Origin of the sequence: Streptomyces sp. NPDC058796, from assembly GCF_042745235.1 — a bacterium.
In the GTDB taxonomy this organism is placed as follows: Bacteria; Actinomycetota; Actinomycetes; order Streptomycetales; family Streptomycetaceae; genus Streptomyces.
On sequence record NZ_JBHYOP010000015.1, the window covers coordinates 71,168 to 97,256 of the forward strand.

The following is a 26,089-nucleotide window of genomic DNA, read 5'->3' on the forward strand; positions in this document are numbered from 1 at the left end:
CCACCCGGTCGCCACAGACCGTTGTGCAACCCTGTCCCGAGTTCCGCCGTCTCAGACACGGGGGGACGATGGTGAGGTACCGGTACAAACCCGCCGGAGCCGACCGACCGACCCTGAGCGCAGGGGGTAACCGACCGCACGACCACCGAGGAGCCCATGTCAGCCGAGAGCACGCCGGATCCCGCGATACCCGGCCCCGGGCAGTCCCGCACCACCCGACCCGGCCGCCGGGGCAAGGGCCGCCGCCGCAAGCCCCCGGGCAGGCGGCGCAAGGCCCTGCTCATCGCCGCCTGGAGCGCGGCGGGCATCGTGGTCCTGGGCGGCACCGGCGCCGGAGTCGTGCTCTTCAAGCTCAACGGCAACCTCCAGAGCGTCGACATCGACCAGGTGCTCGGCACCGACCGGCCGCAGAAGGCCGACGACGGATCGCAGAACATCCTCGTGCTCGGCTCGGACACCCGCGCCGGCGGGAACGAGAAGCTCGGCGGCGGCGCCGACGACGGCACCGCCCGCTCCGACACCGCGATGATCGTGCACGTCCACAAGGGCCACGAGAAGGCCAGCGTGGTCTCCATCCCGCGCGACACCCTCATCGACCGCCCCGAGTGCACCGACACCGACGGCGACGAGCACCCCGCGGCGAACGCCGTGATGTTCAACTCCGCCTACTCCACGGGCGGCGCCGCCTGCGCCGTGAAGACCGTCGAGTCGGTCAGCGGGCTGCGCATGGACCACTACCTTGAGGTCGACTTCAAGGGCTTCCAGCAGCTCATCGACGACCTGGGCGGCGTCGACGTCACCACCACCGAGGCCATCAAGGACCCCGACAGCCACCTCGACCTGCCCGCCGGCACCCACACGCTCGACGGCGAACAGGCCCTCGGCCTGGTCCGCACCCGGCACGGCGTCGGTGACGGCTCCGACCTCGGCCGCATCCAGCTCCAGCAGGCCTTCGTCAAGGCACTGGTCGACCAGGTCAAGGACATCGGCCTGCTCGGCAACCCCAAGAAGCTGTACGACATCGCCGACACCGCCACCAAGACCGTGACCACCGACTCCGACCTCGGCTCGGTGAACTCCCTGATGTCCTTCGCGACCGGTCTGAAGGGCATCACCCCCGACAGCATGCACATGGTCACCATGCCGGTCGTCTACGACCCCGCGGACCCGAACCGGGTCCTGCTGGAGAAGGCCAAGGCCGATCAGGTGTGGACGGCCCTCAAGAACGACAAGCCGATCCCGAAGTCGGCCACGGAGGGCACGGCCACCGGTGAGGCCAAGGGTGTCGTGAACGCGGCGGAATAGATGACGGCGGCCCCCGGTTTTGGGAGAAGACACCAGTCCTGGCAGACTGGTACGTCGGCCCCGGTTCACGCTCCCGCATCCCGCGGCGGCGACCCGGTGCCCTCCCGAACCTAGGAGACACCTTGAAGCGCGACATCCACCCCGAGTACGTCGAGACGCAGGTCAGCTGCACCTGTGGCGCGTCGTTCACCACCCGCAGCACCATCGACAGCGGCACCATCCGCGCCGAGGTCTGCTCCGAGTGCCACCCGTTCTACACGGGCAAGCAGAAGATCCTCGACACCGGTGGCCGCGTGGCCCGCTTCGAGGCCCGCTTCGGCAAGGCTGCCGCCGGCTCCAAGAAGTAGCGAGCCACCGATCGCCGGTCCACGGCCGCGCCCCCAGCCGGGGGAGCGCCGGGACCGGCGTTTTTGGTCGCCCGTCTTCCCCTTCCAAGCAGTAAGCAGGAGCCCAAGATGTTCGAGGCCGTCGAGGAACTCGTCGCCGAGCACGCCGACCTGGAGAAGAAGCTCGCCGACCCGTCGGTCCACTCCGACCAGGCCAACGCGCGCAAGCTGAACAAGCGCTACGCCGAGCTGACCCCGATCGTCGCCACGTTCCGCTCCTGGAAGCAGACGGGCGACGACATCGAGACCGCGCGCGAGCTGGCCGCCGACGACCCCGACTTCGCCGCCGAGGTCAAGGAGCTGGACAAGCAGCGCGACGAGCTCACCGAGAAGCTCCGCCTGCTCCTCGTCCCGCGCGACCCCAGCGACGACAAGGACGTCATCCTCGAGATCAAGGCAGGCGCGGGCGGCGACGAGTCCGCCCTGTTCGCCGGCGACCTGCTGCGCATGTACCTGCGCTACGCCGAGCGCGTCGGCTGGAAGACCGAGATCATCGACTCCACCGAGTCCGAGCTGGGCGGCTACAAGGACGTCCAGGTCGCCGTGAAGACCAAGGGCGGCCAGGGCGCCACCGAGCCAGGGCAGGGCGTCTGGGCGCGGCTGAAGTACGAGGGCGGAGTGCACCGCGTGCAGCGCGTGCCGGCCACCGAGTCGCAGGGCCGCATCCACACCTCCGCGGCGGGTGTCCTCGTGACCCCCGAGGCCGAGGAGATCGACGTCGAGATCAACCCGAACGACCTGCGCATCGACGTGTACCGGTCCTCCGGCCCCGGCGGCCAGTCCGTCAACACCACCGACTCCGCGGTGCGCATCACGCACATCCCGACCGGAGTCGTCGCCTCCTGTCAGAACGAGAAGAGCCAGCTGCAGAACAAGGAGCAGGCGATGCGTATCCTGCGCTCCAGGCTGCTCGCGGCGGCGCAGGAAGAGGCGGAGAAGGAGGCCGCGGACGCCCGGCGCAGCCAGGTCCGCACCGTCGACCGCTCCGAGAAGATCCGTACGTACAACTTCCCGGAGAACCGCATCTCGGACCACCGCGTCGGCTTCAAGGCGTACAACCTGGACCAGGTCCTGGACGGCGACCTCGACTCGGTCATCCAGGCCTGCGTCGACGCGGACTCGGCGGCCAAGCTCGCCGCCGCGTAGGCACCGCCGCACCACCCGCACCGGACAACAGCTCAGCCCCGGAGGACCAGCGTGAACCTGCTGCTCATGGAGGTGGCCCAGGCCACCCAGCGGCTGGCCGACGCCGGCGTGCCCTCGCCGCGCACCGACGCGGAGGAGCTCGCCGCGTACCTGCACGGCGTCAAGCGGGGCGAGCTGCACACCGTGCCGGACGCGGACTTCGACGCCCGGTACTGGGAGGTCGTCGCCCGCCGCGAGGCGCGCGAGCCGCTCCAGCACATCACCGGACGCGCCTACTTCCGCTACCTGGAGCTCCAGGTCGGCCCCGGCGTCTTCGTGCCCCGCCCCGAGACGGAATCCGTCGTCGGCTGGGCCATAGACGCCGTACGCGCCATGGACGTCGTCGAGCCCTGCATCGTCGACCTGTGCACCGGCTCGGGCGCCATCGCGCTCGCCCTCGCGCAGGAGGTGCCGCGCTCACGCGTGTACGCCGTGGAGCTGTCCGAGGACGCCCTCAAGTGGACCCGGAAGAACATGGAGGGGTCCAGGGTGGAACTGCGCCAGGGCGACGCCCTGACGGCCTTCCCTGACCTCGACGGCCAGGTCGACCTGGTCGTCTCCAACCCGCCGTACATCCCGCTCACCGAATGGGAGTACGTCGCCCCCGAGGCCCGCGACCACGATCCCGAGCTGGCTCTGTTCTCCGGCGAGGACGGCCTCGACCTGATCCGGGGCCTGGAACGCACCGCGCACCGGCTGCTGCGCCCCGGCGGGGTCGTCGTCGTCGAGCACGCCGACACCCAGGGCGGCCAGGTGCCGTGGATCTTCACCGAGGAGCGGGGCTGGGCCGACGCGGCCGACCATCCCGACCTCAACAACCGCCCCCGCTTCGCGACGGCCCGCAAGGCGCTGCCGTGAGCACCGAACCGACTTCAACCCCGCAGTACGTGTACGAGGAGGCCCGCTAGATGGCACGGCGATACGACACCAACGACGCGACCGACCGTGTGACCGGTCTGCGCGAGGCCGCGTCCGCCGTCCGCCGTGGCGAGCTCGTGGTGCTGCCGACGGACACCGTGTACGGCATCGGCGCCGACGCCTTCACCCCGGAGGCCGTCGGCGACCTGCTGGAGGCCAAGGGCCGGGGCCGCAACATGCCCTCGCCCGTCCTCATCGGCTCGCCGAACACCCTGCACGGCCTGGTGACCGACTTCTCCGAGATGGCCTGGGAGCTGGTCGACGCCTTCTGGCCGGGCGCCCTGACCCTGGTCGCCAAGCACCAGCCGTCCCTCCAGTGGGACCTCGGCGAGACCCGTGGCACGGTCGCCGTCCGCATGCCGCTGCACCCGGTCGCCATCGAGCTGCTCACCGAGGTCGGCCCCATGGCCGTCTCCTCCGCCAACCTCACCGGCCACCCGGCACCCGAGGACTGCGACGCCGCCCAGCAGATGCTCGGCGACTCCGTCTCCGTCTACCTCGACGGCGGCCCCACCCCCGGCATCGTCCCGTCGTCCATCGTCGACGTCACCCGCGAGGTGCCCGTGCTGCTGCGCGCGGGCGCGCTGTCGGCCGAGGAGCTGCGGAAGGTAGTACCCGACCTCGAGGTGGCGAATTGACGGCCCCTGGGACGGGGCGTGGCATAGGCAACGGGGAACGCGCCGCGGAGATCACGACCACGTTCGTCGGTCTCCCGCGAGACAGCTTCCGCATCCTCCACGTCAGCACCGGAAACGTGTGCCGCTCGCCCATCACCGAGCGGCTGACCCGGCATTTCCTGACGGAGCGGCTCGGTGTGCTGGGCGGCGGCCTCATCGTGGAGAGCGCGGGCACCTGGGGCCACGAGGGCGCGCCCATGGAGGCGAACGCGGAGACGGTCCTCGCCGACTTCGGCGCGGACGCGGCCGGCTTCACCGGGCGCGAACTGCTCGACGAGCACGTGATCCGCGCCGACCTGGTCCTCACCGCGACCCGTGACCACCGCGCGCAGGTCATCTCCATGGGCCACTCGGCCGGACTGCGCACCTTCACCCTCAAGGAGTTCACCCGCCTGGTGAACGCCATCGACCCCGCGACGCTGCCGTCCCTGGACGACGGCGTGGTCGTCCGCGCACGTGCCCTGGTGCGCGCGGCGGCGGCTCTACGCGGGTGGCTGCTGGCCCCCACGGCGGAGGCGGACGAGGTGTACGACCCCTACGGAGCGCCGCTGCCCTTCTTCCGGTCGGTCGGGGACGAGATACACCAGGCGCTGGATCCGGTGGTGACGGCGTTGACGGGGGTCCGCGCGCGGGCGTAGGCGGAACCGTCGTGCGGTGATGCCGGGCGGCTTTCGCGTGCCGGGCCTACATTGGTCCTACGTCACCGTCGACGCACGCCCGGAGCGCACCATGTCGGTCACCCACGACATCCTCGAGGCCGATGACAGCACGCTCGGCGTCCTGCTGCGCCAGGACCCCGAGCTGGCCGAGATCCTGCTCGCCGAGGGCCGCCGCCAGTCGACGACCCTCCAGCTGATCGCCGCCGAGAACTTCACGTCCCCCGCGGTGCTGGCCGCCCTCGGCTCCCCGCTGGCCAACAAGTACGCCGAGGGCTACCCGGGCGCCCGGCACCACGGCGGCTGCGAGATCGTCGACGTCGCCGAGCGGCTCGCCGTGGAGCGCGCCCGGACCCTCTTCGGCGCCGAGCACGCCAACGTGCAGTCACACTCGGGCTCCTCCGCCGTGCTGGCCGCCTACGCCGCCCTGCTGCGCCCCGGGGACACCGTCCTCGCCCTCGGCCTGCCCTACGGCGGCCACCTCACCCACGGCTCCCCGGCGAACTTCTCCGGCCGCTGGTTCGACTTCGTCGGCTACGGCGTGGACGCCGAGACCGGGCTGATCGACTACGACCAGGTGCGCACCCTGGCCCGTGCGCACCGGCCCAAGGCGATCGTGTGCGGTTCCATCGCCTACCCCCGCAACCCCGACTACGCGGCCTTCCGCGACATCGCCGACGAGGTGGGCGCCTACCTCATCGCGGACGCCGCGCACCCGATCGGGCTGGTCGCGGGGGGAGCGGCGCCCAGTCCGGTGCCGTACGCCGACGTGGTGTGCGCCACCACGCACAAGGTGCTGCGGGGGCCGCGCGGCGGCATGGTCCTGTGCGGCGGCGAACTGGCGGAGCGGGTGGACCGGGCCGTGTTCCCGTTCACGCAGGGCGGCGCGCAGATGCACACCATCGCCGCCAAGGCGGTCGCCTTCGGCGAGGCGGCGACCCCGGCCTTCGCCGCGTACACCCGTCAGGTGATCGCCAACGCCCGCACCCTCGCCGCCCACCTGGCAGCCGAGGGCCTGACCGTCACCACCGGGGGCACCGACACCCACCTGCTCACCGCCGACCCGGCCCCGCTCGGCGTCGACGGCAGGACCGCGCGCGGCCGGCTCGCGGCGGCCGGGATCGTCCTGGACTGCTGCGCCCTGCCGCACGCGGACGCCCGCGGGCTGCGCCTGGGGACCGCGGCCGTCACCACACAGGGCATGGGGGAGCGGGAGATGCGGGCGGTGGCCACCCTGCTCGCCGAGGTGCTCAGGGGCGGCACGGACCCGGCGAAGGCGCGGGACGACGTGCGGGATCTGGCCGCGCAGTTCCCGCCGTATCCGGACTGAGGCGGGGTAGGCGAACGCACGTGCACAGCCACGCGTGCAACCATCGTCGCTACCCGGAAGTCCTCAACCATATGCGCGCATCGCTAGGGTGTGAGGCTGGGAATGGCCAGCGAGACCTGTGGGGAAGCCCGTGCGTGAATACCTGCTGACGCTCTGCATCACGGCCGCGGTGACGTACCTGCTGACCGGGCCGGTACGGAAGTTCGCGATCGTGGCGGGGGCGATGCCGGAGATCCGGGCACGTGACGTGCACCGGGAGCCCACTCCGCGCCTCGGCGGTATCGCCATGTTCTTCGGGCTGTGCGCCGGTCTGCTGGTCGCCGACCACCTCACCAACCTCAGTGAGGTCTTCGAGAAGTCCAACGAGCCGCGCGCCCTGCTCTCCGGCGCCGCCCTGATCTGGCTGATCGGCGTCCTGGACGACAAGTTCGAGATCGACGCCCTGATCAAGCTGGGCGGACAGATGATCGCCGCCGGTGTGATGGTGGTCCAGGGACTGACCATCCTGTGGATCCCGCTGCCGGGCGTCGGCACGGTGGCGCTCACCCAGTGGCAGGGCACGCTGCTGACGGTGGCGCTGGTCGTCATCACCATCAACGCGGTCAACTTCGTGGACGGCCTGGACGGGCTCGCGGCGGGCATGGTCTGCATCGCGGCGGCGGCCTTCTTCATGTACGCCTACCGCATCTGGTACTCGTACGGCATCGAGGCCGCGGCACCGGCCACGCTGTTCGCGGTGATCCTCATGGGCATGTGCCTCGGTTTCCTGCCGCACAACATGCACCCCGCCCGGATCTTCATGGGCGACTCCGGCTCGATGCTGATCGGGCTCGTCCTCGCGGCCGGCGCGATCTCGGTGACCGGGCAGGTCGACCCGGACGTGATGAAGCTGTTCTCCGGTTCCGAGCGCAACACCGTGCACCAGATGGTGCCCGTCTACATCCCGCTGCTGATGCCGCTGACCATCATCGCCATCCCGGCCGCCGACCTGATCCTCGCGATCGTGCGCCGCACCTGGCGCGGTCAGTCGCCGTTCGCCGCCGACCGGGGGCACCTGCACCACCGGCTGCTCGAGGTGGGGCACTCGCACAGCCGCGCGGTGCTGATCATGTACTTCTGGTCGGCGCTGATCGCCTTCGGCGCGCTCGCCTACTCGGTCAACTCGGCGTCGATGTGGATCGTGCTGGGCGTGGTCGCGCTGAGCGCGGTCGGGCTGGTGCTGCTCCTGCTGCCCCGCTTCACGCCGCGCGCCCCGCGCTGGGCCGAGCGCTTCGTGCCGCCCCGCTACCGCCGCCGCAGGGCCGTCTCCGTCGAGGCCGGGGCCGGGGCCGGGACGGAGCCCACGGCGGACGAGGAAGACGAGCGCGTGCCCGTGGCCGTGGGCGTCTCGGGCGCCAACGGGGCCACTGCCGTGGGCCACCGTTCGCGCGCGAGGTAAGAGGCGCAAGGTAAGAATCTGACTAGAGCATTGCCAACTGGTGGGGGAACGAACTGCCCCATTACCAGACAAGTGGGCGCAGTAATTGCACACACGCGCACCGTCACTCTCATGTGTGACAGCAAGCACACCCTCAGGTAAAGACCTCATCAAATAGTTTGTGATACGGTTCACGAGAACCCCCGGGTAAGGCTTAAGGACCGTAGTGCGACGGTCTCTTGAGCGTCAGGACACCGTTCGGCCCGGGACTACGCTCGTCCATGACGACACCCTGCCCCCTGTGAAAAAGCGGAGTTGCCGCCATGCCGTCCAATGACGTCCGGACCTTGCTTCAGGCTGCCGTGCCCACGGCTGCCGTCGGCGCAGTAGCCGCCGTCGTCAGCGCCGTGGTCGCCGGCGGCAAGGGAGCGGTCGGCGCCGTCGTCGCGACCGTGGTGGCGATGCTCTTCATGGGGATCGGGCTCTACGTCCTGCAGCGCACCGCCAAATCGCTTCCGCACCTTTTCCAGGCGATGGGCCTGATGCTCTACGCGGCACAGATCCTGCTGCTGTTCGTCTTCCTGGCCGCGTTCAAGAACACGACGCTGTTCAACCCCCGGTCCTTCGCGATCACTTTGGTCGTCGTCACGCTCACGTGGATCGCCGCGCAGACGCGGGCGCACATGAAGGCCAAGATTCTCTACGTCGAGCCCGAGTCGTCGAGCGAAAAGTCCGAAAAGACGGGCCGCTCGTCGTGACGGGTAGGGCCGGGATAAAGAGGCATGTGAAGTCCTGCTATCGTCCGGTGCCAACTGCGGCATCGCGGGCGCGGGCATCCCAGCTGACGCCTGCTCATTCGCGAGGCGAGATGCCCCACAGCCGCCCCCACATCCGTAACACCAGTCCCGTGCCGTACAGCGGCTCCGCGCCGCGCCGACACAACGAGGTTGCCGTACCCATGCGCCACGATGAAGGAGCCCGCGGTGAGTGCTGACCCGACGCAGGTGCTCGCCTTCGAGACCGACTGCCACCTGTTCGACGGGTGTGGCTTCCCGGCTCCCGGCCTGCACTCGTTCCTCTTCGAGCCGCTCTGGGGCAACGCAGACGGCAACGGCATGTACTTCAACAAGCCGATGCTGCTCGCGCTGCTCGGCTCGGTCATCATCGTGGGCTTCTTCTGGGCCGCCTTCAACAAGCCGAAGGTCGTCCCCGGCAAGCTCCAGATGGTCGCCGAGGCCGGCTACGACTTCATCCGCCGCGGTGTCGTCTACGAGACCATCGGCAAGAAGGAAGGCGAGAAGTACGTCCCGCTCGTCGTGACGCTCTTCTTCTTCGTCTGGATGATGAACCTCTGGTCGATCATCCCGGTCGCCCAGTTCCCGGTCACCTCGATCATCGCCTACCCGATGGTCCTGGCCCTGATCGTCTACGTCCTGTGGGTCTCGCTGACCTTCAAGCGCCACGGCTTCGTCGGCTTCTTCAAGAACGTCACGGGGTACGACAAGTCCCTCGGCGCCGTGCTGCCGCTGTCGATGACCATCGAGTTCTTCTCGAACCTGCTGGTCCGCCCCTTCACCCACGCCGTCCGGCTCTTCGCGAACATGTTCGCGGGCCACACGCTGCTGCTCCTCTTCACGATCGCCAGCTGGTACATGCTGAACGGCATCGGCATCGCCTACGCGGGCGTCTCGTTCGTGATGACGATCATCATGACGGCCTTCGAGCTCTTCATCCAGGCCGTGCAGGCGTACGTGTTCGTGCTGCTGACCTGCACCTACATCCAGGGCGCGCTCGCCGAGCACCACTGAGCCGTCCCGCATCACACCCCCAGCCGTCCGGTGGCCAACCCCCACCGGTCCGTAAAGAGAAGGAAGAACTGGCATGTCCCAGACCCTTGCTGCCGTCGAAGGTTCGCTCAGCTCCGTCGGTTACGGCCTGGCCGCCATTGGCCCCGGCGTCGGCGTCGGCATCATCTTCGGTAACGGCACCCAGGCCCTCGCCCGCCAGCCCGAGGCGGCCGGTCTGATCCGCGCCAACCAGATCCTGGGCTTCGCGTTCTGTGAGGCGCTCGCCCTCATCGGTCTCGTCATGCCGTTCGTCTACTAAGACGAGCACTGACGACCGACCCTTTCGACGAAAGGCACTGATGTGAACTCCGCCCTGGTTTTCCTGGCGGCTGAGGGTGAGAAGGAGAATCCCCTCATTCCGCCGTGGCCGGAAGTTGTCATCGGCCTCATCGCTTTCGTCATCGTCTTCGGCTTCCTCGCCAAGAAGCTGCTCCCGAACATCAACAAGGTTCTGGAAGAGCGTCGCGAGGCCATCGAGGGCGGTATCGAGAAGGCCGAGGCCGCGCAGACCGAGGCCCAGAGCGTCCTTGAGCAGTACAAGGCACAGCTCGCCGAGGCCCGGCACGAGGCCGCGCGCCTGCGTCAGGAGGCGCAGGAGCAGGGCGCCACGCTCATCGCCGAGATGCGCGCGGAAGGCCAGCGGCAGCGTGAGGAGATCATCGCCGCCGGTCACGCCCAGATCCAGGCCGACCGCAAGGCCGCCGCGTCCGCGCTGCGCCAGGACGTCGGCAAGCTGGCCACCGAGCTGGCCGGCAAGCTCGTCGGCGAGTCCCTCGAGGACCACGCCCGCCAGAGCCGCGTGATCGACCGCTTCCTGGACGAGCTGGACGACAAGGCGACGAAGGCAGAGGCGACCCGATGAACGGAGCGAGCCGCGAGGCCCTGGCTGCCGCACGCGAGCGTCTCGACGCGCTGACGGACTCGACGTCCGTGGACGCCGGCTCGCTCGCCGACGAGCTGGCCGCCGTCACCGCGCTGCTCCACCGCGAGGTGTCGCTGCGTCGGGTCCTGACCGACCCGGCGCAGGCCGGCGAGGCCAAGGCCGAACTCGCCCAGCGCCTCCTCGGCACCCAGGTCAGCGGCCCCGCCGCCGACGTGGTGGCCGGCATGGTGCGCTCCCGCTGGTCGCAGTCGCGCGACCTGGTGGACGCCCTGGAGGAGCTGGCGAACACCGCCGACCTCACCGCCGCCCAGAAGCGGGGCCGGCTCGACAACGTCGAGGACGAGCTGTTCCGGTTCGGCCGGATCGTCGCCTCGAACACCGAGCTGCGCGCCGCGCTGACCAACCGCTCGGCCACCACGGCGGCCAAGGGCGAGCTGCTGCGCGGCCTGCTCGGCGGCCGGGCGGAGCGGACCACCGAGCGACTGGTGACGCGCCTTGTCACCGCGCCGCGGGGACGTAGCCTGGAGTCGGGACTCGAGTCCCTGTCCAAGCTCGCCGCCGACCGGCGGGACCGGATGGTCGCCGTCGTCACCTCGGCGGTACCGCTGAGCGACACGCAGAAGCAGCGCCTCGGCGCGGCCCTCGCGAAGGTCTACGGCCGTCCGATGCACCTCAACCTCGACGTGGACCCCGAGGTCCTCGGCGGGATCCGGGTGCAGGTCGGTGACGAGGTCATCAACGGCTCCATCGCGGACCGCCTGGAAGACGCCGGCCGCCGGATGGCGAGCTGACGCTCCCGCGCCACAACAGCACAACAAGCAGTAGAGCAGTAGCAGTACGTACTTACGACGGCCCTGGTTGGGCCGTGCAGAGGATTCACCTCTCATTGGGGGGAGTCCCGACTCGTGGAATACCCCCCAAGTGAAACTTCGGGCCCAACAAGGAGAGCAGGGAACTCAGATGGCGGAGCTCACGATCCGGCCGGAGGAGATCCGGGACGCACTGGAGAACTTCGTCCAGTCGTACAAGCCGGACGCGGCCTCGCGCGAGGAGGTCGGTACGGTCACCCTTGCCGGCGACGGCATCGCGAAGGTCGAGGGCCTGCCCTCGGCCATGGCCAACGAACTGCTGAAGTTCGAGGACGGCACCCTCGGCCTCGCCCTCAACCTCGAGGAGCGCGAGATCGGTTGCGTCGTCCTCGGTGAGTTCAGCGGCATCGAGGAGGGCCAGCCGGTCACCCGCACCGGCGAGGTCCTGTCGGTCGCCGTGGGCGAGGGCTACCTCGGCCGCGTGGTCGACCCCCTCGGCAACCCGATCGACGGCCTCGGCGAAATCGAGACCGAGGGCCGCCGCGCCCTCGAACTGCAGGCCCCCACGGTCATGCAGCGCAAGTCGGTGCACGAGCCGATGGAGACGGGCTACAAGGCCGTCGACGCCATGACCCCGATCGGCCGCGGTCAGCGTCAGCTGATCATCGGCGACCGCCAGACCGGCAAGACCGCCCTGGCCGTCGACACGATCATCAACCAGCGTGACAACTGGCGCACCGGCGACCCGAAGAAGCAGGTCCGCTGCATCTACGTCGCCATCGGCCAGAAGGGCTCCACCATCGCGTCGGTCCGCCGCGCGCTGGAGGAGAACGGCGCGCTGGAGTACACGACCATCGTGGCCGCCCCGGCTTCCGACCCGGCCGGCTTCAAGTACCTGGCGCCGTACACCGGCTCGGCCATCGGCCAGCAGTGGATGTACGAGGGCAAGCACGTCCTGATCATCTTCGACGACCTGTCGAAGCAGGCCGACGCCTACCGCGCCGTGTCGCTGCTGCTGCGCCGCCCGCCGGGCCGCGAGGCCTACCCGGGTGACGTCTTCTACCTGCACTCCCGTCTGCTGGAGCGCTGCGCGAAGCTCTCCGACGAGATGGGCGCCGGTTCGATGACGGGTCTGCCGATCGTCGAGACCAAGGCCAACGACGTCTCGGCGTTCATCCCGACCAACGTCATCTCCATCACCGACGGCCAGTGCTTCCTGGAGTCCGACCTGTTCAACGCCGGTCAGCGTCCGGCCCTGAACGTCGGTATCTCGGTCTCCCGAGTCGGTGGCTCCGCCCAGCACAAGGCCATGAAGCAGGTCTCCGGCCGCCTCCGCGTGGACCTCGCCCAGTTCCGTGAGCTTGAGGCGTTCGCCGCCTTCGGTTCCGACCTGGACGCCGCGTCGAAGTCGCAGCTGGAGCGCGGTCAGCGCATGGTCGAGCTGCTGAAGCAGGACCAGTACCAGCCGATGGCCACCGAGGACCAGGTCGTCTCCGTCTGGGCCGGCACCACCGGCAAGATGGACGAGGTGCCGGTCGCCGACATCCGCCGCTTCGAGAAGGAGCTGCTCGAGTACCTGCACCGTCAGGAGCAGGGCCTCATGACCTCCATCCGCGAGGGCGGCAAGATGTCGGACGACACCCTGCAGGCCGTCGCCGAGGCGATCGCGTCGTTCAAGAAGCAGTTCGAGACCTCGGACGGCAAGCTGCTCGGCGAGGACGCCCCGTCCGCCGCCAAGTGACGTAAGGAAGGGACCTGACTCATGGGAGCCCAGCTCCGGGTCTACAAGCGTCGCATCCGATCCGTCACCGCGACCAAGAAGATCACCAAGGCGATGGAGATGATCGCCGCCTCGCGCGTCGTCAAGGCGCAGCGCAAGGTGGCGGCCTCCACGCCGTACGCGCAGGAGCTCACCCGCGCGGTCACGGCGGTCGGTACCGGGTCGAACACGAAGCACCCGCTCACCACGGAGGCGGAGAACCCGACCCGTGCCGCGGTCCTGCTCCTCACGAGCGACCGCGGTCTGGCCGGCGCCTTCAACTCCAACGCCATCAAGGCGGCGGAGCAGCTGACCGAGCGTCTCGAGCGCGAGGGCAGGCAGGTCGACACGTACATCGTCGGCCGGCGCGGTCTCGCCCACTACAACTTCCGTGAGCGCAAGGTCGCGGAGTCGTTCGCGGGCTTCACCGACGAGCCCTCGTACGCGGACGCCAAGAAGGTCGCGGCGCCGCTGATCGAGGCGATCGAGAAGGACACGGCCGAGGGCGGCGTGGACGAGCTCCACATCGTCTACACCGAGTTCGTCTCGATGATGACGCAGACGGCGGTCGACTCCCGGCTGCTGCCCCTGCGCCTCGAAGAGGTCGCGCAGGAGTCCACGGCGAAGGACGAGATCCTCCCGCTGTACGACTTCGAGCCGTCGGCGGAGGACGTCCTCGACGCCCTGCTGCCGCGCTACGTCGAGAGCCGCATCTACAACGCGCTGCTTCAGTCGGCCGCCTCCAAGCACGCCGCCACCCGACGCGCGATGAAGTCGGCCACCGACAACGCGGGCGAGCTGATCAACACGCTCTCCCGTCTTGCCAACGCGGCCCGCCAGGCCGAAATCACCCAGGAAATCAGCGAGATCGTCGGTGGCGCCAGTGCCCTGGCCGACGCGAACGCGGGGAGTGACAACTAATGACCACCACTGTTGAGACCGCGACGGCCACGGGCCGCGTCGCCCGGGTCATCGGCCCGGTCGTCGACGTGGAGTTCCCCGTCGACGCCATGCCGGAGATCTACAACGCCCTGCACGTCGAGGTCGCCGACCCGGCCAAGGAGGGCGAGCTCAAGACGCTGACCCTCGAGGTCGCGCAGCACCTCGGTGACGGCCTGGTCCGCACCATCTCCATGCAGCCCACCGACGGCCTGGTCCGCCAGGCCCCGGTGACCGACACCGGCACGTCGATCTCCGTCCCGGTCGGCGACTTCACCACCGGCAAGGTGTTCAACACCCTCGGTGAGGTGCTGAACGTCGACGAGGAGTACACCGGCGAGCGCTGGCCGATCCACCGCAAGGCGCCCAACTTCGACGAGCTCGAGTCGAAGACCGAGATGTTCGAGACCGGCGTCAAGGTCATCGACCTGCTGACCCCGTACGTCAAGGGCGGCAAGATCGGTCTGTTCGGCGGCGCCGGCGTCGGCAAGACGGTGCTCATCCAGGAGATGATCTACCGCGTCGCCAACAACCACGACGGTGTCTCCGTGTTCGCCGGTGTCGGTGAGCGCACCCGTGAGGGCAACGACCTCATCGACGAGATGAGCGAGTCCGGCGTCATCGACAAGACCGCGCTGGTCTTCGGTCAGATGGACGAGCCGCCGGGCACCCGTCTGCGCGTCGCGCTGGCCGGCCTGACCATGGCCGAGTACTTCCGCGACGTCCAGAAGCAGGACGTGCTGTTCTTCATCGACAACATCTTCCGCTTCACCCAGGCGGGCTCCGAGGTGTCGACCCTGCTCGGCCGCATGCCCTCCGCGGTGGGCTACCAGCCGAACCTGGCCGACGAGATGGGTCTCCTCCAGGAGCGCATCACCTCGACCCGTGGTCACTCGATCACCTCGATGCAGGCGATCTACGTCCCCGCGGACGACCTGACCGACCCGGCCCCGGCCACCACCTTCGCCCACCTCGACGCGACGACGGTGCTCTCCCGTCCGATCTCCGAGAAGGGCATCTACCCGGCCGTGGACCCGCTGGACTCGACGTCCCGCATCCTCGACCCGCGGTACATCGCGGCGGACCACTACCAGGCCGCGATGCGCGTGAAGAACATCCTGCAGAAGTACAAGGACCTGCAGGACATCATCGCGATCCTCGGTATCGACGAGCTCGGTGAGGAGGACAAGCTCGTCGTCCACCGTGCCCGTCGCGTGGAGCGCTTCCTGTCCCAGAACACCCACGTCGCCAAGCAGTTCACCGGCGTCGACGGGTCGGACGTCCCGCTGGACGAGTCGATCGCGGCCTTCAACGCGATCTGCGACGGCGAGTACGACCACTTCCCGGAGCAGGCGTTCTTCATGTGCGGTGGCATCGAGGACCTGAAGAAGAACGCGAAGGAGCTCGGCGTCTCCTGAGCCCCGTGCTCATCGTGAGCCCCAGAGCTCACACCGGAGGGGGCGGGCACGTCCCGTCCCCTCCGTCACGCCCCTTAGACTTGTAACCAACACCCGGCTGACCGGCCGGGTGGTGACCCGAGGAGCCACCTTGGCTGCTGAGCTGCACGTCGCGCTGGTCGCGGCCGACCGAGAGGTCTGGTCCGGCGAGGCCTCCCTGGTCGTCGCGCGCACCACGTCCGGCGACATCGGCGTCATGCCCGGTCACCAGCCGCTGCTCGGTGTGCTGGAGTCGGGCCCGGTGACCATCCGTACGAGTGACGGTGGGACGGTCGTCGCCGCGGTGCACGGCGGTTTCATCTCGTTCGCCGACAACAAGCTCTCCCTGCTGGCCGAGATCGCCGAGCTGTCGGACGAGATCGACGTCCAGCGCGCGGAGCGGGAGCTCGAGCGCGCGAAGGCGGAGGGCGACGCCCACGCCGAGCGTCGCGCGGACGTCCGTCTGCGCGCGGCGGCGGGACGCTGATCCACAGCACTGTGCGATAACGTCGTGCCATGACGTCACTCAGCCGCGGCTGGGACCGGAGCGATCCGGACCCGGCCGCGGCTGAGGCAGATCCGGGTGTTTTTTCCGTTCCGTTACCTAGGAGACGAGGAGGTCGGTGTCGATGGCCCTCGCTCTGACTGTGTGCGGAATCGTTGTGGCCCTGGTGGTGATCGGGCTCTTCGTCTTCGGGCTGCGCCGTCGGCTGATCCAGCGCTCGGGCGGCACCTTCGACTGCTCCCTGCGCTGGGACGCCCCCAAGGAGGGCGACGCCGGCGGCAAGGGCTGGGCCTACGGAGTGGCGCGCTACAACGGCGACCGGGTCGAGTGGTACCGCGTCTTCTCGTACTCTCCCCGCCCGCGCCGCGTACTGGAGCGCTCGGCCATCGAGGTGGCCGGCCGCCGGCTGCCCGAGGGGGAGGAGGAGCTGGCGTTGCTCTCGGACGCCGTGGTGCTCGCCTGTCTCCATCGCGGCACCCGGCTCGAACTGGCGATGAGCGAAGACGCGCTGACCGGATTCCTCGCGTGGCTGGAGGCAGCCCCGCCCGGACAGCGAGTGAACGTGGCGTAGCCACGTTCACTCGCTGGGTGGCGGTCCCCCCGGACGAAGTCTGGGGGAGCGTCAATGTCGCTTAGGTGACTCTTTCAGGTACTACTTCAGACCGCTGTCGATGGCGCTCACCAGCTCGCCGTTCGCGGTGTCACCGCTGAACTCCCAGAAGAAGGCACCGCCCAGGCCCTGCTGCTCGGCCCAGTCCATTTTGGACTTGACGGTGGCCGGGGTGTCGTAGGACCACCAGTTGCTGCCGCAGTGCGCGTAAGCGGTACCGGCGACGGTGCCGGTGGCCGGGCAGCTGTTCTTGAGGACCTTGTAGTCCTCGATGCCCGCCTCGTAGGTGCCGGCGGCCGGGCCGGTCGCCGTGCCGCCGGGCGCGGACTGGGTGACGCCGGTCCAGCCGCGGCCGTAGAAGCCGATGCCGAGGAGCAGCTTGTCGGCCGGCACGCCGACCGCCTTGAACTTCGCGATCGCCTCGGCGGAGTTGAAGCCCTGCTGCGGGATGCCGGCGTACGAGGTCAGCGGCGAGTGCGGAGCGGTCGGGCCGTTCTTCGCCCAGGCGCCGAAGAAGTCGTACGTCATCACGTTGTACCAGTCGATGTACTGCGCGGCGGCGCCGTAGTCGGCGGCCTCGATCTTGCCGCCGTCGGAGGCGTCGGCGGTGGTGGCCGCGGTGACCAGGTCGTCGCCGAACTCGGCCCGCATGGCCTTCATCATGGTGCTGAAGGCGTTCGGGGCGCTGGTCGTGTCACAGCTGAGACCGCAGGCGTTCGGGTACTCCCAGTCCAGGTCGATGCCGTCGAAGACGTCGGCCCAGCGCGGGTCCTCGACCAGGTCGTGGCAGGACTTCGCGAAGGCGGCCGGGTTCTTCACCGCGTCGGGGAAGCCGCCGGACCAGGTCCAGCCGCCGAAGGACCACAGCACCTTGATGTGCGGGTACTGCTCCTTCAGCTTGCGCAGCTGGTTGAAGTTGCCGCGCAGCGGCTGGTCCCAGGTGTCGGCGACGCCGTCCACGGACTGCTCGGCCGTGTAGGCCTTGTCGTAGTCGGCGTAGGCGTCACCGATGGTGCACTTGCCGCCCTGGACGTTGCCGAAGGCGTAGTTGATGTGCGTGATCTTCTCGGCCGAGCCGGAGGTGACCAGGTTCTTGATGTGGTAGTTGCGCCCGTAGACGCCCCAGTTGGTGAAGTAGCCGAGCTTGACCTCTTCGCCCGGCTGCGGCTGGGGGCCGCCGCCGTCGCCGGTGGTGGTGACCTTCACCGCGCCGCTCACCGGACCGGTCTGGTCGGCGGTGTCGCGGGCCTGCACGCTGTAGGAGTAGTCGGTGCCCTTGGTGAGGCCGGTGTCCGTGTAGGAGGTGCCCGTCACGGTGGCCACCTTGGCGCCGTCGCGCAGGACGTCGTAGTTCTTGACGCCCTTGTCGTCGGTCGCCGCCGACCAGGACAGCTTCACCGAGGTGTCGGTGATGTCCGAGGCGGTGGGTGTGCCGGGCGCGGAGGGGGCCTCGTCGCCGGGTACGGAGGTTCCGTCGCAGCTGCCGCCGTTGAGCTTGCAGTTGGCGGGGGAGCCGGGGCCGGTGCCGTTGAAGCCGAAGGAGACGGTCGCCCCGGGGGCGAGGGTGCCGTTCCAGCCGACGTTCTTGGCGGTCCAGTGGTCACCGGCGTTGGTGACGGTGGCGTCCCAGGCGGAGGTGACCTTGGTGCCGGAGGGGAAGTCCCACTCGACGGTCCAGGAGTTGATGGTGGTGGTACCGGTGTTCTTCACCGTCCACTTGCCGCCGAAGCCGGTGCCCCAGTCCGAGGTCTTGGCGAAGGTGGCCGTCGCGCTCGTGGCCGCCTGCGCCGGACTCGCGAGCCCGACCAGCCCGGCGAGGGGAAGCGCCAGGGTCGCTGCGAGTGCCGCGGCTTTGTGTCTGAAGCGCATGTGCGCCTCCTTATGTGGGGATGTTGTTGTGGGCATGACTGAGCCTCATGCCCGCAGTGCCGCGAGAATAGAAAGGTCTGGACCATAGGTCAATAGGTCTGGACCAATGTGGCGCGCTGTGGTTGAGACCGTGGTTGAGAGGGGAAACTAGATCCCCAACTCCTGCGCCAGCACCGCCGCTTGCACCCGGCTGCGCAGCCCCAGTTTCCCCAGCAGACGGCTGACGTGCGTCTTCACCGTCGCCTCGGCCATCTCCAGCCGCTCGGCGATCGCGGCGTTGGACAGCCCCTCACCGAGGCAGGACAGCACCTCGCGCTCGCGCCGCGTCAGCTCCGCCAGCGCCGCCGGTTCCGCGGCCGGCTCCCGCACCGGCTTCGCGGCGAACTCGGCGATCAGCCGTCGGGTGACGGCCGGGGCGACGATCCCCTCGCCGCCCGCCACCGTGCGCACGGCCGCGAGGAGGTCCTTGGCCTCGGTGTTCTTCAGCAGGAACCCGGCCGCCCCCGCCCGCAGCGCCCCGAAGACGTACTCGTCCAGGTCGAAGGTGGTCAGCACCAGCACGTCGGCGAGCTGCTCGCCGACCACCCGCCGCGTAGCCGACACCCCGTCCAGCCGCGGCATCTGAACGTCCATCAGCACCAGGTCCGGACGCAGCTCCCGGGCCAGCTCCACCGCCTGCTCCCCGTCGGCGGCCTCCCCGACCACCTCGATGTCCGGCGCGCTGCCGAGGATCAGCACCAGTCCGGCGCGTACGGCGGACTGGTCCTCGGCGACGAGGACGCGGATCATGCGTGATCTCCTTCGTTCAGGGGCAGGGCGGCGCGTACGGCCCAGATCTTGCCGCCCGTCGGCTCGGGGTCCGCGACCGGCCCGGCCTCGAAGGTGCCGTGCAGCAGCGCGGCCCGCTCCCGCATGCCGACCAGACCGGCGCCCGAGCCGGGGGCGCTCGGGGTGTCCCGGTCGCCGTAAGGGCTGCTCACCCGGATGTGCAGCGCCTCGTCGCGCCGGGCGAGCTCGACGCGCACCGTCCCCGGCGCCGCATGCTTGAGGGCGTTGGTGAGGGACTCCTGCACGATCCGGTACGCGGCCAGCTCGACCGGCGCCGGCAGCCCCTCGCCGGGTGCCGTCTCCAGGGTGACGTCGAGACCGTTGGCGCGGGCGCCGTCGACCAGCGCGTCGAGGCCGTCGAGGGTGGGGGCGGCGGCCGGCTCGGTGTCCCCACCGTCGTCCCGCAGGATGCCGATCAGCCGCCGCATCTCGGCCAGCCCCTCGACGCTGTTCTCGCGGATGACGCCAAGGGCCTGCCGGGTGGTCGCCGGGTCGTCGAGGGAGAGCGCGGCCGTGGAGTGGATGGCGATCGCGGAGAGGTGGTTGGCGACCATGTCGTGCAGCTCGCGGGCCATCCGGGCGCGCTCGGCGGTCACCGCCTGGACGCGGTCCGTCTCCGCCAGCAACGCGGTCTGCTCGGCGCGCAGCAGGGCGGCGTCGGCGGCCTCGCGGTGGTTGCGCACGATCAGCCCGGTGGAGGCGGGCGCGAACGACACCACGCCGACGGCGACACCGATGAGCAGTGCCTCGGGCACCCGCCACACCGCGAACGGCACCAGGGTCGCGGCCACCGTGAGCAGCCCGGTGATCCACGGGATGCGGCGGGCCGAGGCGGGCGGGCCGTACAGCACGGCGGCGTACATCAGGTCGGTGTACATGATCAGCGTGACCAGACTGCCCTGCGTGACGGTGTCCGTGACCAGGGCGGCCGTGCCGATCAGCAGGCCGGTGCGCGGTGCGGCCCGGCGCAGCACCTCGCAGCCCGCCATGACGGCGAGCGGGACCAGCAGCGGCCAGCGGCCGTCGAACAGCACGATCGGGTCGTCGGCGGGCCGCACGCCCAGGCCGATGCCCCACAGCAGCAGGCCGCCGAGCAGACCGGCCGACGCGGCGTACACGTCGAAGCGGCGCGGGCGGGGGAGTCGTACGGCCATGCCACCATCCAACACGGCCCGCGCGCCGCTCGCCTGGTCCCGCGGAACGGTCCCGCACTGCATCTTTCGATGTACCGCAGGTTCGCCCCCGGCGACGACGAACGCGGCGGCTCGCGACGGCAGCCTGGAAGGGTGAAGGAAGGGAGTGCGTCGTGGTCGTCGCGTTGATCATCGCCTGCGAGGTCGGCTTCTGGGTCCTGCTGGCCCTCGGGCTGGCCGCCCGCTACCTGCTGAAGTGGCGTCGCACCAGCGTGTTCCTGCTGCTGTGCGAGCCGGTGCTGGAACTGGTGCTGTTCGCCGCGACGGCATGGGACCTGAAGAACGGCGCCGAGCCGGGTTGGGAGCACGGCCTGGCGGCGCTGTACATCGGCTACACGGTCGCGTACGGCCACTACACGATCCGCTGGCTCGACGGCCACGCCGCCCACCGCCTGGCCGGCGGCCCGCCGCCGGCCAAGCCCCCGCGCTACGGCAGGGCGAGGGCGGCCCACGAGGGCCGGCTGTGGCTGCGCACCCTGCTGGGCGCGGCCGTGGCCTGCGCGCTGCTCCAGGGCGCGGTCTGGTACGTCGGCGACCAGGGCGACGTCTCGTCCCTGCGCGCCTTCCAGTGGGCGGCGGTCCGGGTCCTCGCCATCCACGGCCTGGTGGCCCTCGGGTACCTGATCTGGCCGAAGAAGGACCCGGGGGGCACGGCGCCGGCCGAGTCGGAGACGGTGAAGGAGAGGGAGGGCGCGCGCCGATGAAGGGCCTGGCGGAACGTTCGCTGTGGGAGGGCGGCGGCATCTTCGTGGCCGGCCTCGTCCTCTGGATGTTCGCGGGGGACGTGGACGTCCCCGTCGTCGAACTGACGAAGGCCGGCGTCGTGATGATGTGCGTCGGCGGCGCGCAGACCTTGTGGGGCCTATTCCGGTCGGCGCGCCGGCACACGGCAGGCTAGCGCTCCCCGCCCGGCACCCACAGCACGTCCCCGACCTCCTTGTTGGCCACCCGGGCCAGGATGAAGAGCAGGTCGGAGAGGCGGTTCAGGTAGGTCGCGGTGAGGGGGTTCATCGTCTCGCCGTGGGCCTCCAGGGCCGCCCACGTCGAGCGCTCGGCCCGGCGGACCACCGTGCACGCCTGGTGCAGCAGGGCCGCGCCGGGCGTGCCGCCGGGCAGGATGAAGGAGCGGAGCTTCTCCACCTCGGCGAGGAAGCGGTCGCAGTCCGCCTCCAGCTTGTCGACGTAGAACTGCTCGACCCGCAGTGGCGGGAACTCCGGGTTCTCCACCACCGGCGTCGACAGGTCCGCGCCCACGTCGAAGAGGTCGTTCTGGACGCGGACGAGGACCTTGACGACCTCCTCGTGCAGGGCGCCGAGGGCGATCGCCGTGCCGATCACCGCGTTCGCCTCGTTGGCGTCGGCGTACGCGGAGATACGCAGGTCGGTCTTGGGGACCCGGCTCATGTCACCGAGGGCGGTGGTGCCCTGGTCGCCGGTCCGGGTGTAGATGCGCGTCAGGTTGACCATGGGGTCAGCGTAGTTACGCCCCGGCGGTACGGAACACGCGTGTGCCCACCGTCACGGCCAGCGCGGTGAAGGCGACGGCGACCAGAGCCCCGTACAACATGTGGGCGCTCGCGTAGGAGCCGACGTACGCGTCCCGTACCGCGTCGACCAGATAGCGGAACGGCATCAGGTGCGAGAGCACGTCCAGCCAGGCAGGGCCCAGCGTCATCGGCAGCATCAGGCCGGACAGCAGCATCGACGGCATGGTGAGCGCGTTGATCGTCGGGCCGAACTCCTGCGGGGTGCGGACCTTCATCGCCAGCGCGTACGACAGCGACGCCAGCGAGACGGTGAGCAGAGCGACGAACGCGAAGCCGATCAGCACGCCGGGCAGGGGTGCGCGCAGGCCCATCACGAGCGCGGCCAGGACCAGCAGCACCGCCTGGAAGGCGAAGACGGTGGCGTCCCGCAGCACCCGGCCGAGCAGCAGCGCCAGGCGGCTGACGGGCGTTACCCGCATGCGCTCGACCACCCCCTGACCGTTCTCGATGATGATCGAGAAGCCCGCGAAGGAGGCGCCGAACAGACCCAGCTGGAGCAGCAGGCCGGGGACCAGCACCTGCCAGGAGCTGCCCCGCCCGCCGAGCGGCAGGTCGGTCAGCAGCGGGCCGAAGAAGAGCAGGTACAGCAGCGGCATCAGCACACCGAAGAGCAGCGCGAACCGGGAGCGCAGTGACTGGCGCAGGTAGCGGCCGTAGATGAGGCCGGTGTCGTGGAGCAGCATCGGAGGTCCTCGGGCGGTTATACGGCTACGGGGGCGGAGTCGGCCGGAGCGGCGCTGCGGCCGGTGACGGCCAGGAAGGTCTCCTGGAGGGAGGCGTCGAGCGAGCCGCCGTACCGGAGCTTCAGCGCGCTCGGCGTGCCGTCGGCCGCCACCACGCCCCGGTCCACGACCACCAGGCGGTCGGCGAGGGCGTCGGCCTCGTCGAGGTAGTGGGTGGTCAGGAAGACGGTGGTGCCGTGCTCGTCGCGCAGCCGGCGGACCAGATCCCACAGGTCGGCGCGGCTGCCCGGGTCCAGGCCGGTCGTCGGCTCGTCCAGGAACAGCACCTTCGGGCGGTGCGTGAGCGCCATCGCGATGTCCAGCCGGCGCCGCTGCCCGCCCGAGAGCGCGCCGCACTTGCGGTCCAGCAGCTCGGTGAGGCCCAGGTCGCGGGCGAGCTCGTCGGCGCGCTCGGCGGCCCGCGCCCTGGTCAGCCGGTACAGGCGGCCCTGGGTGACCAGCTCCTCCCGCACGGTGATCTGCGTGTCCACGCCGCCGGACTGCGCCACGTACCCGCACGCCGCGCGCACTCCACCCGGGTCGGTCGCCAGGTCGTGGCCGGCGACGGTGGCCGCGCCGCCGGTGGGGGCGAGCAGGGTCGTGAGCATCCGGAGGGTGGTGGTCTTGCCGGCGCCGTTGGGGCCCAAGAAGCCCAGGATCTCGCCCTCGTGGACGGTCAGGTCGATGCCGCGCACCGCCTCGACCGGGCCGTGTTTCGTCGAGAAGGTACGGGCCAGACCGGCCGTACTGATGATTGCCATGCGCCCCAGAAAAACAGAGCCGCTGAAATTTTGCAACGACCCCAAGTTTTAAGCAGCCTCAGCGAAGCTAGGATGCGTGGCATGGCCGAGGGACTCAGGGAACGGAAGAAGCGGCAGACCCGGCAGTACATCTCGGATGTCGCCACGGGACTGTTCCTGGAGCGCGGCTTCGAGGCCGTGACGGTGGCGGAGGTCGCGGACGCCGCGAACGTCTCCGTCAACACCGTCTACAACTACTTCCCGGCCAAGGAGGACCTGTTCCTCGACCGGTCCAAGGGCGTGATCGACCGGCTCTCCCGCTGGGTGCGCGGGCGGCGCGACGGGGAGTCGGCGGCCCGTGCCGTCCTGCGCGAGCTGCGCGAGGAGGTCGAGACGGTCTCGCCCCGGATCGGCCTGATGGACGGTTACGCGAAGTTCATGACGGTCATCCAGGACTCGCCCGCCCTCCGTTCGCGGATGTGGGCGATCGGCCAGGAAGTGCTCCTGAACCTGGAGCACACCCTGCGCGAGGAGACCGGCAGCGCGGACGACGACATGACACCCGCCCTGATGGCCGGTCAGATCAACTGGCTGCACGGCACGGTCATGGCGGCCATCGGCCAGCGCATGATCGCCGGCGGAAAGCCCTCCGGGGTCTCCCGCGAGGTGCTCCTGCTGCTGGACGAGATGGAGGAGCTGCTGAGCGAGAAGGTGCTCAACTACGCCGTACGAGGCGCGCGCTGACACCCGAATGGCACACGTTGGTGTGATGTCCGTCATCTGAGACGTGACGCGCGTTACTAACCGGTCACACAGCGCCTCACGCCCGCTAATCTCCGGCCGAGAGACGAGAATCAGCGCGTATCAGGGGAGTCGCACAGTGGCACGGAAGCTCGCCGTCATCGGAGCCGGTCTCATGGGATCGGGCATCGCCCAGGTCTCCGCCCAGGCGGGCTGGGACGTCGTCCTGCGCGACGTCACCGACGAGGCGCTGCGGCGCGGCACCGACGGCATCAAGGCCTCGTACGACAAGTTCGTCGCCAAGGGCAAGCTGGCCGCCGACGACGCCGAGGCCGCCCTCGCGCGCATCACCGCCACCACCGACCTGGACGCCGCCGCCGACGCGGACGTCGTCGTCGAGGCCGTCTTCGAGAAGCTGGAGGTCAAGCATGAGATCTTCCGCGCACTCGACAAGCTGGTGAAGGACGAGGCGATCCTCGCCTCCAACACCTCCGCCATTCCGATCACCAAGATCGCGGCCGTGACCGAGCGCCCCGAGCGGGTCGTCGGCACCCACTTCTTCTCGCCGGTCCCGATGATGCAGCTGTGCGAGCTGGTGCGCGGCTACAAGACCAGCGACGAAACGCTCGCCGCCGCCCGGGAGTTCGCCGAGTCCACCGGCAAGACCTGCATCGTCGTCAACCGCGACGTCGCCGGCTTCGTCACCACCCGCCTCATCTCCGCCCTCGTCGTCGAGGCCGCGAAGCTGTACGAGTCGGGCGTCGCCACCGCCGAGGACATCGACCTCGCCTGCAAGCTGGGCTTCGGACACGCCATGGGACCGCTGGCCACCGCCGACCTCACGGGCGTCGACATCCTGCTGCACGCCACCGGCAACATCTACACCGAGTCCCAGGACGAGAAGTTCGCCCCGCCGGAGCTGATGCGCCGGATGGTGGACGCCGGTGACATCGGCCGCAAGAGCGGGCAGGGCTTCTACAAGCACTGAGGCCGCATCAGCCCCGCCGAACATCACACGGCGGGGTGAATTCGGTATCGGTTCGCTTACAGGCGGCAACCTCCGATCGTTTCGGCCAGTCAGAGGTAGCAACACCTGATACCGCCGATGGTCGACAACGCTGGGCCGCACCACCGCACCGCACAACGACGAAGACGACGTAGACGAAGACCCACGCCGGGGAGCGCATATGCACATCAGGGGCGACCACGTCGAGCTGGTCGTCGGGGGCCGCCTCGACGTCCGCAGCGCGGCGGACGCCCGTACGGCCCTGCACTCGGCCGTCGACGACGGAGTCGGCGACCTGGTACTGGACCTGTCCGAACTGGACTCCTGGGACGCCACCGGGCTCGGCGTGATCATGGGAGCCCACCGGCGGGCCGGCCGCTGCGGCCGCCGACTGGTGCTGCGCGGTGTACCGCCGCAGATGCAGCGCCTGCTGGTGGCCACCCGGCTGCACCGGATCCTCGCCATCGAGGGCGGCATCGGCGTGGAGACCCTGCCCAGGGTGTGACCGCGACGGACCGTGTGACGTCATGGACCCGTGTGGCCCGGCGGACCGGGGGGACCCGGACACCGCCCGTCGAACCGAGCGGCAACCGCCCGACACGCGCAATCCTCACGAGACCGTGACGTCTCGGACGGGTCGGCACCCCGGACTGTCGTAGATACTGAGCGAAGGTTTAGGGTCTGGCTGCCCGCCCCTTTCGCAACCCACCGGCGGGCCCGGACCAGAAGCGACAGCGCGGTGTGCGGCAAGGCCGGGAGGGTGGTCCCGACCGGGGGACCG

General features: G+C 69.8%; 29 protein-coding genes. 23 read left to right on the plus strand and 6 right to left on the minus strand.

Annotated elements, in window-relative coordinates; translation table 11 throughout:
- The first annotated feature begins 156 nt into the window (after positions 1–156).
- From ACFW47_RS31260 to ACFW47_RS31345, 18 genes are all read left to right on the plus strand, one after another.
- Positions 157–1,305: an LCP family protein gene (locus tag ACFW47_RS31260; protein WP_386307806.1), complete on the plus strand. Its 1,149-nt coding sequence runs from the start codon at positions 157–159 to the stop codon at positions 1,303–1,305.
- 122 nt (positions 1,306–1,427) lie between these two features.
- Positions 1,428–1,652 carry a 50S ribosomal protein L31 gene (gene rpmE, locus ACFW47_RS31265; protein WP_018571447.1) on the plus strand — a complete coding sequence of 75 codons (225 nt, stop codon included), beginning with the start codon at positions 1,428–1,430 and terminating at the stop codon, positions 1,650–1,652.
- A gap of 108 nt (positions 1,653–1,760) precedes the next feature.
- Positions 1,761–2,837, plus strand: coding sequence for a peptide chain release factor 1 (prfA, locus tag ACFW47_RS31270; protein WP_272587629.1), 1,077 nt, complete (start codon positions 1,761–1,763; stop codon positions 2,835–2,837).
- A gap of 51 nt (positions 2,838–2,888) precedes the next feature.
- Positions 2,889–3,734, plus strand: coding sequence for a peptide chain release factor N(5)-glutamine methyltransferase (prmC, locus tag ACFW47_RS31275; RefSeq protein WP_073724179.1), 846 nt, complete (start codon positions 2,889–2,891; stop codon positions 3,732–3,734).
- A 50-nt stretch (positions 3,735–3,784) separates the two neighbouring features.
- Positions 3,785–4,432, plus strand: a complete 648-nt coding sequence (locus tag ACFW47_RS31280) for an L-threonylcarbamoyladenylate synthase (protein WP_219182478.1) — start codon at positions 3,785–3,787, stop codon at positions 4,430–4,432.
- Complete coding sequence (locus ACFW47_RS31285; RefSeq protein ID WP_386286907.1) at positions 4,429–5,109, plus strand: protein-tyrosine-phosphatase; 681 nt, start codon at positions 4,429–4,431, stop codon at positions 5,107–5,109. The genes ACFW47_RS31280 and ACFW47_RS31285 overlap by 4 nt, the downstream gene beginning before the upstream one ends.
- A 91-nt stretch (positions 5,110–5,200) precedes the next feature.
- Entirely contained in the window at positions 5,201–6,457 is a 1,257-nt protein-coding gene (glyA, locus tag ACFW47_RS31290; protein ID WP_386286909.1) for a serine hydroxymethyltransferase, read from the plus strand.
- 130 nt (positions 6,458–6,587) lie between these two features.
- The gene (locus tag ACFW47_RS31295; RefSeq protein ID WP_386307807.1) at positions 6,588–7,895 is read left to right on the plus strand and encodes an MraY family glycosyltransferase; all 1,308 of its coding nucleotides are present in this window, start codon (positions 6,588–6,590) and stop codon (positions 7,893–7,895) included.
- A gap of 302 nt (positions 7,896–8,197) precedes the next feature.
- Positions 8,198–8,632: a hypothetical protein gene (locus tag ACFW47_RS31300; RefSeq protein ID WP_100048721.1), complete on the plus strand. Its 435-nt coding sequence runs from the start codon at positions 8,198–8,200 to the stop codon at positions 8,630–8,632.
- Positions 8,633–8,842: 210 nt separating this feature from the next.
- Complete coding sequence (gene atpB / locus ACFW47_RS31305; RefSeq protein WP_179342282.1) at positions 8,843–9,682, plus strand: F0F1 ATP synthase subunit A; 840 nt, start codon at positions 8,843–8,845, stop codon at positions 9,680–9,682.
- A 73-nt stretch (positions 9,683–9,755) separates the two neighbouring features.
- A complete protein-coding gene (gene atpE, locus ACFW47_RS31310) occupies positions 9,756–9,980 on the plus strand; it encodes an ATP synthase F0 subunit C (protein WP_030545783.1) in 225 nt (74 codons plus the stop codon).
- Between the two features lie 42 nt (positions 9,981–10,022).
- A complete protein-coding gene (locus ACFW47_RS31315) occupies positions 10,023–10,583 on the plus strand; it encodes a F0F1 ATP synthase subunit B (protein ID WP_175461221.1) in 561 nt (186 codons plus the stop codon).
- Entirely contained in the window at positions 10,580–11,395 is an 816-nt protein-coding gene (locus tag ACFW47_RS31320; protein WP_386286912.1) for a F0F1 ATP synthase subunit delta, read from the plus strand. The genes ACFW47_RS31315 and ACFW47_RS31320 overlap by 4 nt, the downstream gene beginning before the upstream one ends.
- Positions 11,396–11,564: 169 nt before the next feature.
- Entirely contained in the window at positions 11,565–13,154 is a 1,590-nt protein-coding gene (atpA, locus tag ACFW47_RS31325) for a F0F1 ATP synthase subunit alpha (protein WP_386286914.1), read from the plus strand.
- A 21-nt stretch (positions 13,155–13,175) separates the two neighbouring features.
- A complete protein-coding gene (locus ACFW47_RS31330; protein ID WP_100048724.1) occupies positions 13,176–14,093 on the plus strand; it encodes a F0F1 ATP synthase subunit gamma in 918 nt (305 codons plus the stop codon).
- A complete protein-coding gene (gene atpD, locus ACFW47_RS31335) occupies positions 14,093–15,529 on the plus strand; it encodes a F0F1 ATP synthase subunit beta (RefSeq protein ID WP_272587637.1) in 1,437 nt (478 codons plus the stop codon). Before ACFW47_RS31330 ends, atpD begins: the two co-directional genes overlap by 1 nt.
- A gap of 130 nt (positions 15,530–15,659) precedes the next feature.
- Complete coding sequence (locus ACFW47_RS31340) at positions 15,660–16,034, plus strand: F0F1 ATP synthase subunit epsilon (protein ID WP_386286916.1); 375 nt, start codon at positions 15,660–15,662, stop codon at positions 16,032–16,034.
- 142 nt (positions 16,035–16,176) lie between these two features.
- A complete protein-coding gene (locus ACFW47_RS31345; protein ID WP_386286918.1) occupies positions 16,177–16,623 on the plus strand; it encodes a DUF2550 domain-containing protein in 447 nt (148 codons plus the stop codon).
- An 81-nt stretch (positions 16,624–16,704) separates the two neighbouring features.
- Here ACFW47_RS31345 and ACFW47_RS31350 read toward each other — a convergent pair whose 3' ends face one another.
- The 3 genes from ACFW47_RS31350 to ACFW47_RS31360 form a co-directional block, all read right to left on the minus strand.
- Complete coding sequence (locus ACFW47_RS31350; RefSeq protein ID WP_386286920.1) at positions 16,705–18,531, minus strand: glycosyl hydrolase family 18 protein; 1,827 nt, start codon at positions 18,529–18,531, stop codon at positions 16,705–16,707.
- A 147-nt stretch (positions 18,532–18,678) separates the two neighbouring features.
- The gene (locus ACFW47_RS31355) at positions 18,679–19,320 is read right to left on the minus strand and encodes a response regulator (RefSeq protein WP_386286922.1); all 642 of its coding nucleotides are present in this window, start codon (positions 19,318–19,320) and stop codon (positions 18,679–18,681) included.
- Positions 19,317–20,513, minus strand: a complete 1,197-nt coding sequence (locus tag ACFW47_RS31360; RefSeq protein WP_386286923.1) for a sensor histidine kinase — start codon at positions 20,511–20,513, stop codon at positions 19,317–19,319. Before ACFW47_RS31360 ends, ACFW47_RS31355 begins: the two co-directional genes overlap by 4 nt.
- Before the next feature lie 152 nt (positions 20,514–20,665).
- Here ACFW47_RS31360 and ACFW47_RS31365 point away from each other — a divergent pair, with 152 nt between their 5' ends.
- Both ACFW47_RS31365 and ACFW47_RS31370 read left to right on the plus strand, forming a co-directional pair.
- Positions 20,666–21,256 (plus strand): hypothetical protein, encoded by a 591-nt coding sequence (locus ACFW47_RS31365; protein ID WP_386286925.1) that lies wholly within the window; start codon positions 20,666–20,668, stop codon positions 21,254–21,256.
- On the plus strand, positions 21,253–21,450 hold the full coding sequence (locus ACFW47_RS31370) for a DUF5708 family protein (protein WP_386286927.1): 198 nt from the start codon (positions 21,253–21,255) through the stop codon (positions 21,448–21,450). The genes ACFW47_RS31365 and ACFW47_RS31370 overlap by 4 nt, the downstream gene beginning before the upstream one ends.
- Here the strand turns inward: ACFW47_RS31370 and ACFW47_RS31375 are convergent.
- The 3 genes from ACFW47_RS31375 to ACFW47_RS31385 are packed head-to-tail and all read right to left on the minus strand — an operon-like array spanning position 21,447 to position 23,582.
- A complete protein-coding gene (locus tag ACFW47_RS31375; protein ID WP_272587645.1) occupies positions 21,447–22,019 on the minus strand; it encodes a cob(I)yrinic acid a,c-diamide adenosyltransferase in 573 nt (190 codons plus the stop codon). The genes ACFW47_RS31370 and ACFW47_RS31375 overlap by 4 nt on opposite strands.
- Before the next feature lie 13 nt (positions 22,020–22,032).
- Complete coding sequence (locus ACFW47_RS31380) at positions 22,033–22,782, minus strand: ABC transporter permease (RefSeq protein ID WP_386307808.1); 750 nt, start codon at positions 22,780–22,782, stop codon at positions 22,033–22,035.
- Between the two features lie 17 nt (positions 22,783–22,799).
- Complete coding sequence (locus tag ACFW47_RS31385) at positions 22,800–23,582, minus strand: ABC transporter ATP-binding protein (RefSeq protein WP_386286931.1); 783 nt, start codon at positions 23,580–23,582, stop codon at positions 22,800–22,802.
- Between the two features lie 81 nt (positions 23,583–23,663).
- Here ACFW47_RS31385 and ACFW47_RS31390 point away from each other — a divergent pair, with 81 nt between their 5' ends.
- From ACFW47_RS31390 to ACFW47_RS31400, 3 genes are all read left to right on the plus strand, one after another.
- Positions 23,664–24,305, plus strand: a complete 642-nt coding sequence (locus ACFW47_RS31390; RefSeq protein WP_386286933.1) for a TetR/AcrR family transcriptional regulator — start codon at positions 23,664–23,666, stop codon at positions 24,303–24,305.
- Positions 24,306–24,441: 136 nt separating this feature from the next.
- The gene (locus ACFW47_RS31395) at positions 24,442–25,290 is read left to right on the plus strand and encodes a 3-hydroxyacyl-CoA dehydrogenase family protein (RefSeq protein WP_386286935.1); all 849 of its coding nucleotides are present in this window, start codon (positions 24,442–24,444) and stop codon (positions 25,288–25,290) included.
- A gap of 199 nt (positions 25,291–25,489) precedes the next feature.
- Positions 25,490–25,813, plus strand: a complete 324-nt coding sequence (locus ACFW47_RS31400; RefSeq protein ID WP_386286937.1) for an STAS domain-containing protein — start codon at positions 25,490–25,492, stop codon at positions 25,811–25,813.
- The last annotated feature ends 276 nt before the right edge of the window (positions 25,814–26,089 follow it).

Excerpts from the sequence above, each read along its gene's own strand:
- ACFW47_RS31260 (WP_386307806.1), top strand. The coding sequence starts at position 157 with ATGTCAGCCGAGAGCACGCCGGATCCCGCGATACCCGGCCCCGGGCAG.
- prfA (WP_272587629.1), top strand. The coding sequence starts at position 1,761 with ATGTTCGAGGCCGTCGAGGAACTCGTCGCCGAGCACGCCGACCTGGAG.
- ACFW47_RS31280 (WP_219182478.1), top strand. The coding sequence starts at position 3,785 with ATGGCACGGCGATACGACACCAACGACGCGACCGACCGTGTGACCGGT.
- glyA (WP_386286909.1), top strand. The coding sequence starts at position 5,201 with ATGTCGGTCACCCACGACATCCTCGAGGCCGATGACAGCACGCTCGGC.
- ACFW47_RS31300 (WP_100048721.1), top strand. The coding sequence starts at position 8,198 with ATGCCGTCCAATGACGTCCGGACCTTGCTTCAGGCTGCCGTGCCCACG.
- atpB (WP_179342282.1), top strand. The coding sequence starts at position 8,843 with ATGAAGGAGCCCGCGGTGAGTGCTGACCCGACGCAGGTGCTCGCCTTC.
- atpE (WP_030545783.1), top strand. The coding sequence starts at position 9,756 with ATGTCCCAGACCCTTGCTGCCGTCGAAGGTTCGCTCAGCTCCGTCGGT.
- ACFW47_RS31320 (WP_386286912.1), top strand. The coding sequence starts at position 10,580 with ATGAACGGAGCGAGCCGCGAGGCCCTGGCTGCCGCACGCGAGCGTCTC.
- atpA (WP_386286914.1), top strand. The coding sequence starts at position 11,565 with ATGGCGGAGCTCACGATCCGGCCGGAGGAGATCCGGGACGCACTGGAG.
- ACFW47_RS31330 (WP_100048724.1), top strand. The coding sequence starts at position 13,176 with ATGGGAGCCCAGCTCCGGGTCTACAAGCGTCGCATCCGATCCGTCACC.
- atpD (WP_272587637.1), top strand. The coding sequence starts at position 14,093 with ATGACCACCACTGTTGAGACCGCGACGGCCACGGGCCGCGTCGCCCGG.
- ACFW47_RS31345 (WP_386286918.1), top strand. The coding sequence starts at position 16,177 with ATGGCCCTCGCTCTGACTGTGTGCGGAATCGTTGTGGCCCTGGTGGTG.
- ACFW47_RS31350 (WP_386286920.1), bottom strand. The coding sequence starts at position 18,531 with ATGCGCTTCAGACACAAAGCCGCGGCACTCGCAGCGACCCTGGCGCTT.
- ACFW47_RS31355 (WP_386286922.1), bottom strand. The coding sequence starts at position 19,320 with ATGATCCGCGTCCTCGTCGCCGAGGACCAGTCCGCCGTACGCGCCGGA.
- ACFW47_RS31360 (WP_386286923.1), bottom strand. The coding sequence starts at position 20,513 with ATGGCCGTACGACTCCCCCGCCCGCGCCGCTTCGACGTGTACGCCGCG.
- ACFW47_RS31370 (WP_386286927.1), top strand. The coding sequence starts at position 21,253 with ATGAAGGGCCTGGCGGAACGTTCGCTGTGGGAGGGCGGCGGCATCTTC.
- ACFW47_RS31375 (WP_272587645.1), bottom strand. The coding sequence starts at position 22,019 with ATGGTCAACCTGACGCGCATCTACACCCGGACCGGCGACCAGGGCACC.
- ACFW47_RS31380 (WP_386307808.1), bottom strand. The coding sequence starts at position 22,782 with ATGCTGCTCCACGACACCGGCCTCATCTACGGCCGCTACCTGCGCCAG.
- ACFW47_RS31385 (WP_386286931.1), bottom strand. The coding sequence starts at position 23,582 with ATGGCAATCATCAGTACGGCCGGTCTGGCCCGTACCTTCTCGACGAAA.
- ACFW47_RS31390 (WP_386286933.1), top strand. The coding sequence starts at position 23,664 with ATGGCCGAGGGACTCAGGGAACGGAAGAAGCGGCAGACCCGGCAGTAC.
- ACFW47_RS31400 (WP_386286937.1), top strand. The coding sequence starts at position 25,490 with ATGCACATCAGGGGCGACCACGTCGAGCTGGTCGTCGGGGGCCGCCTC.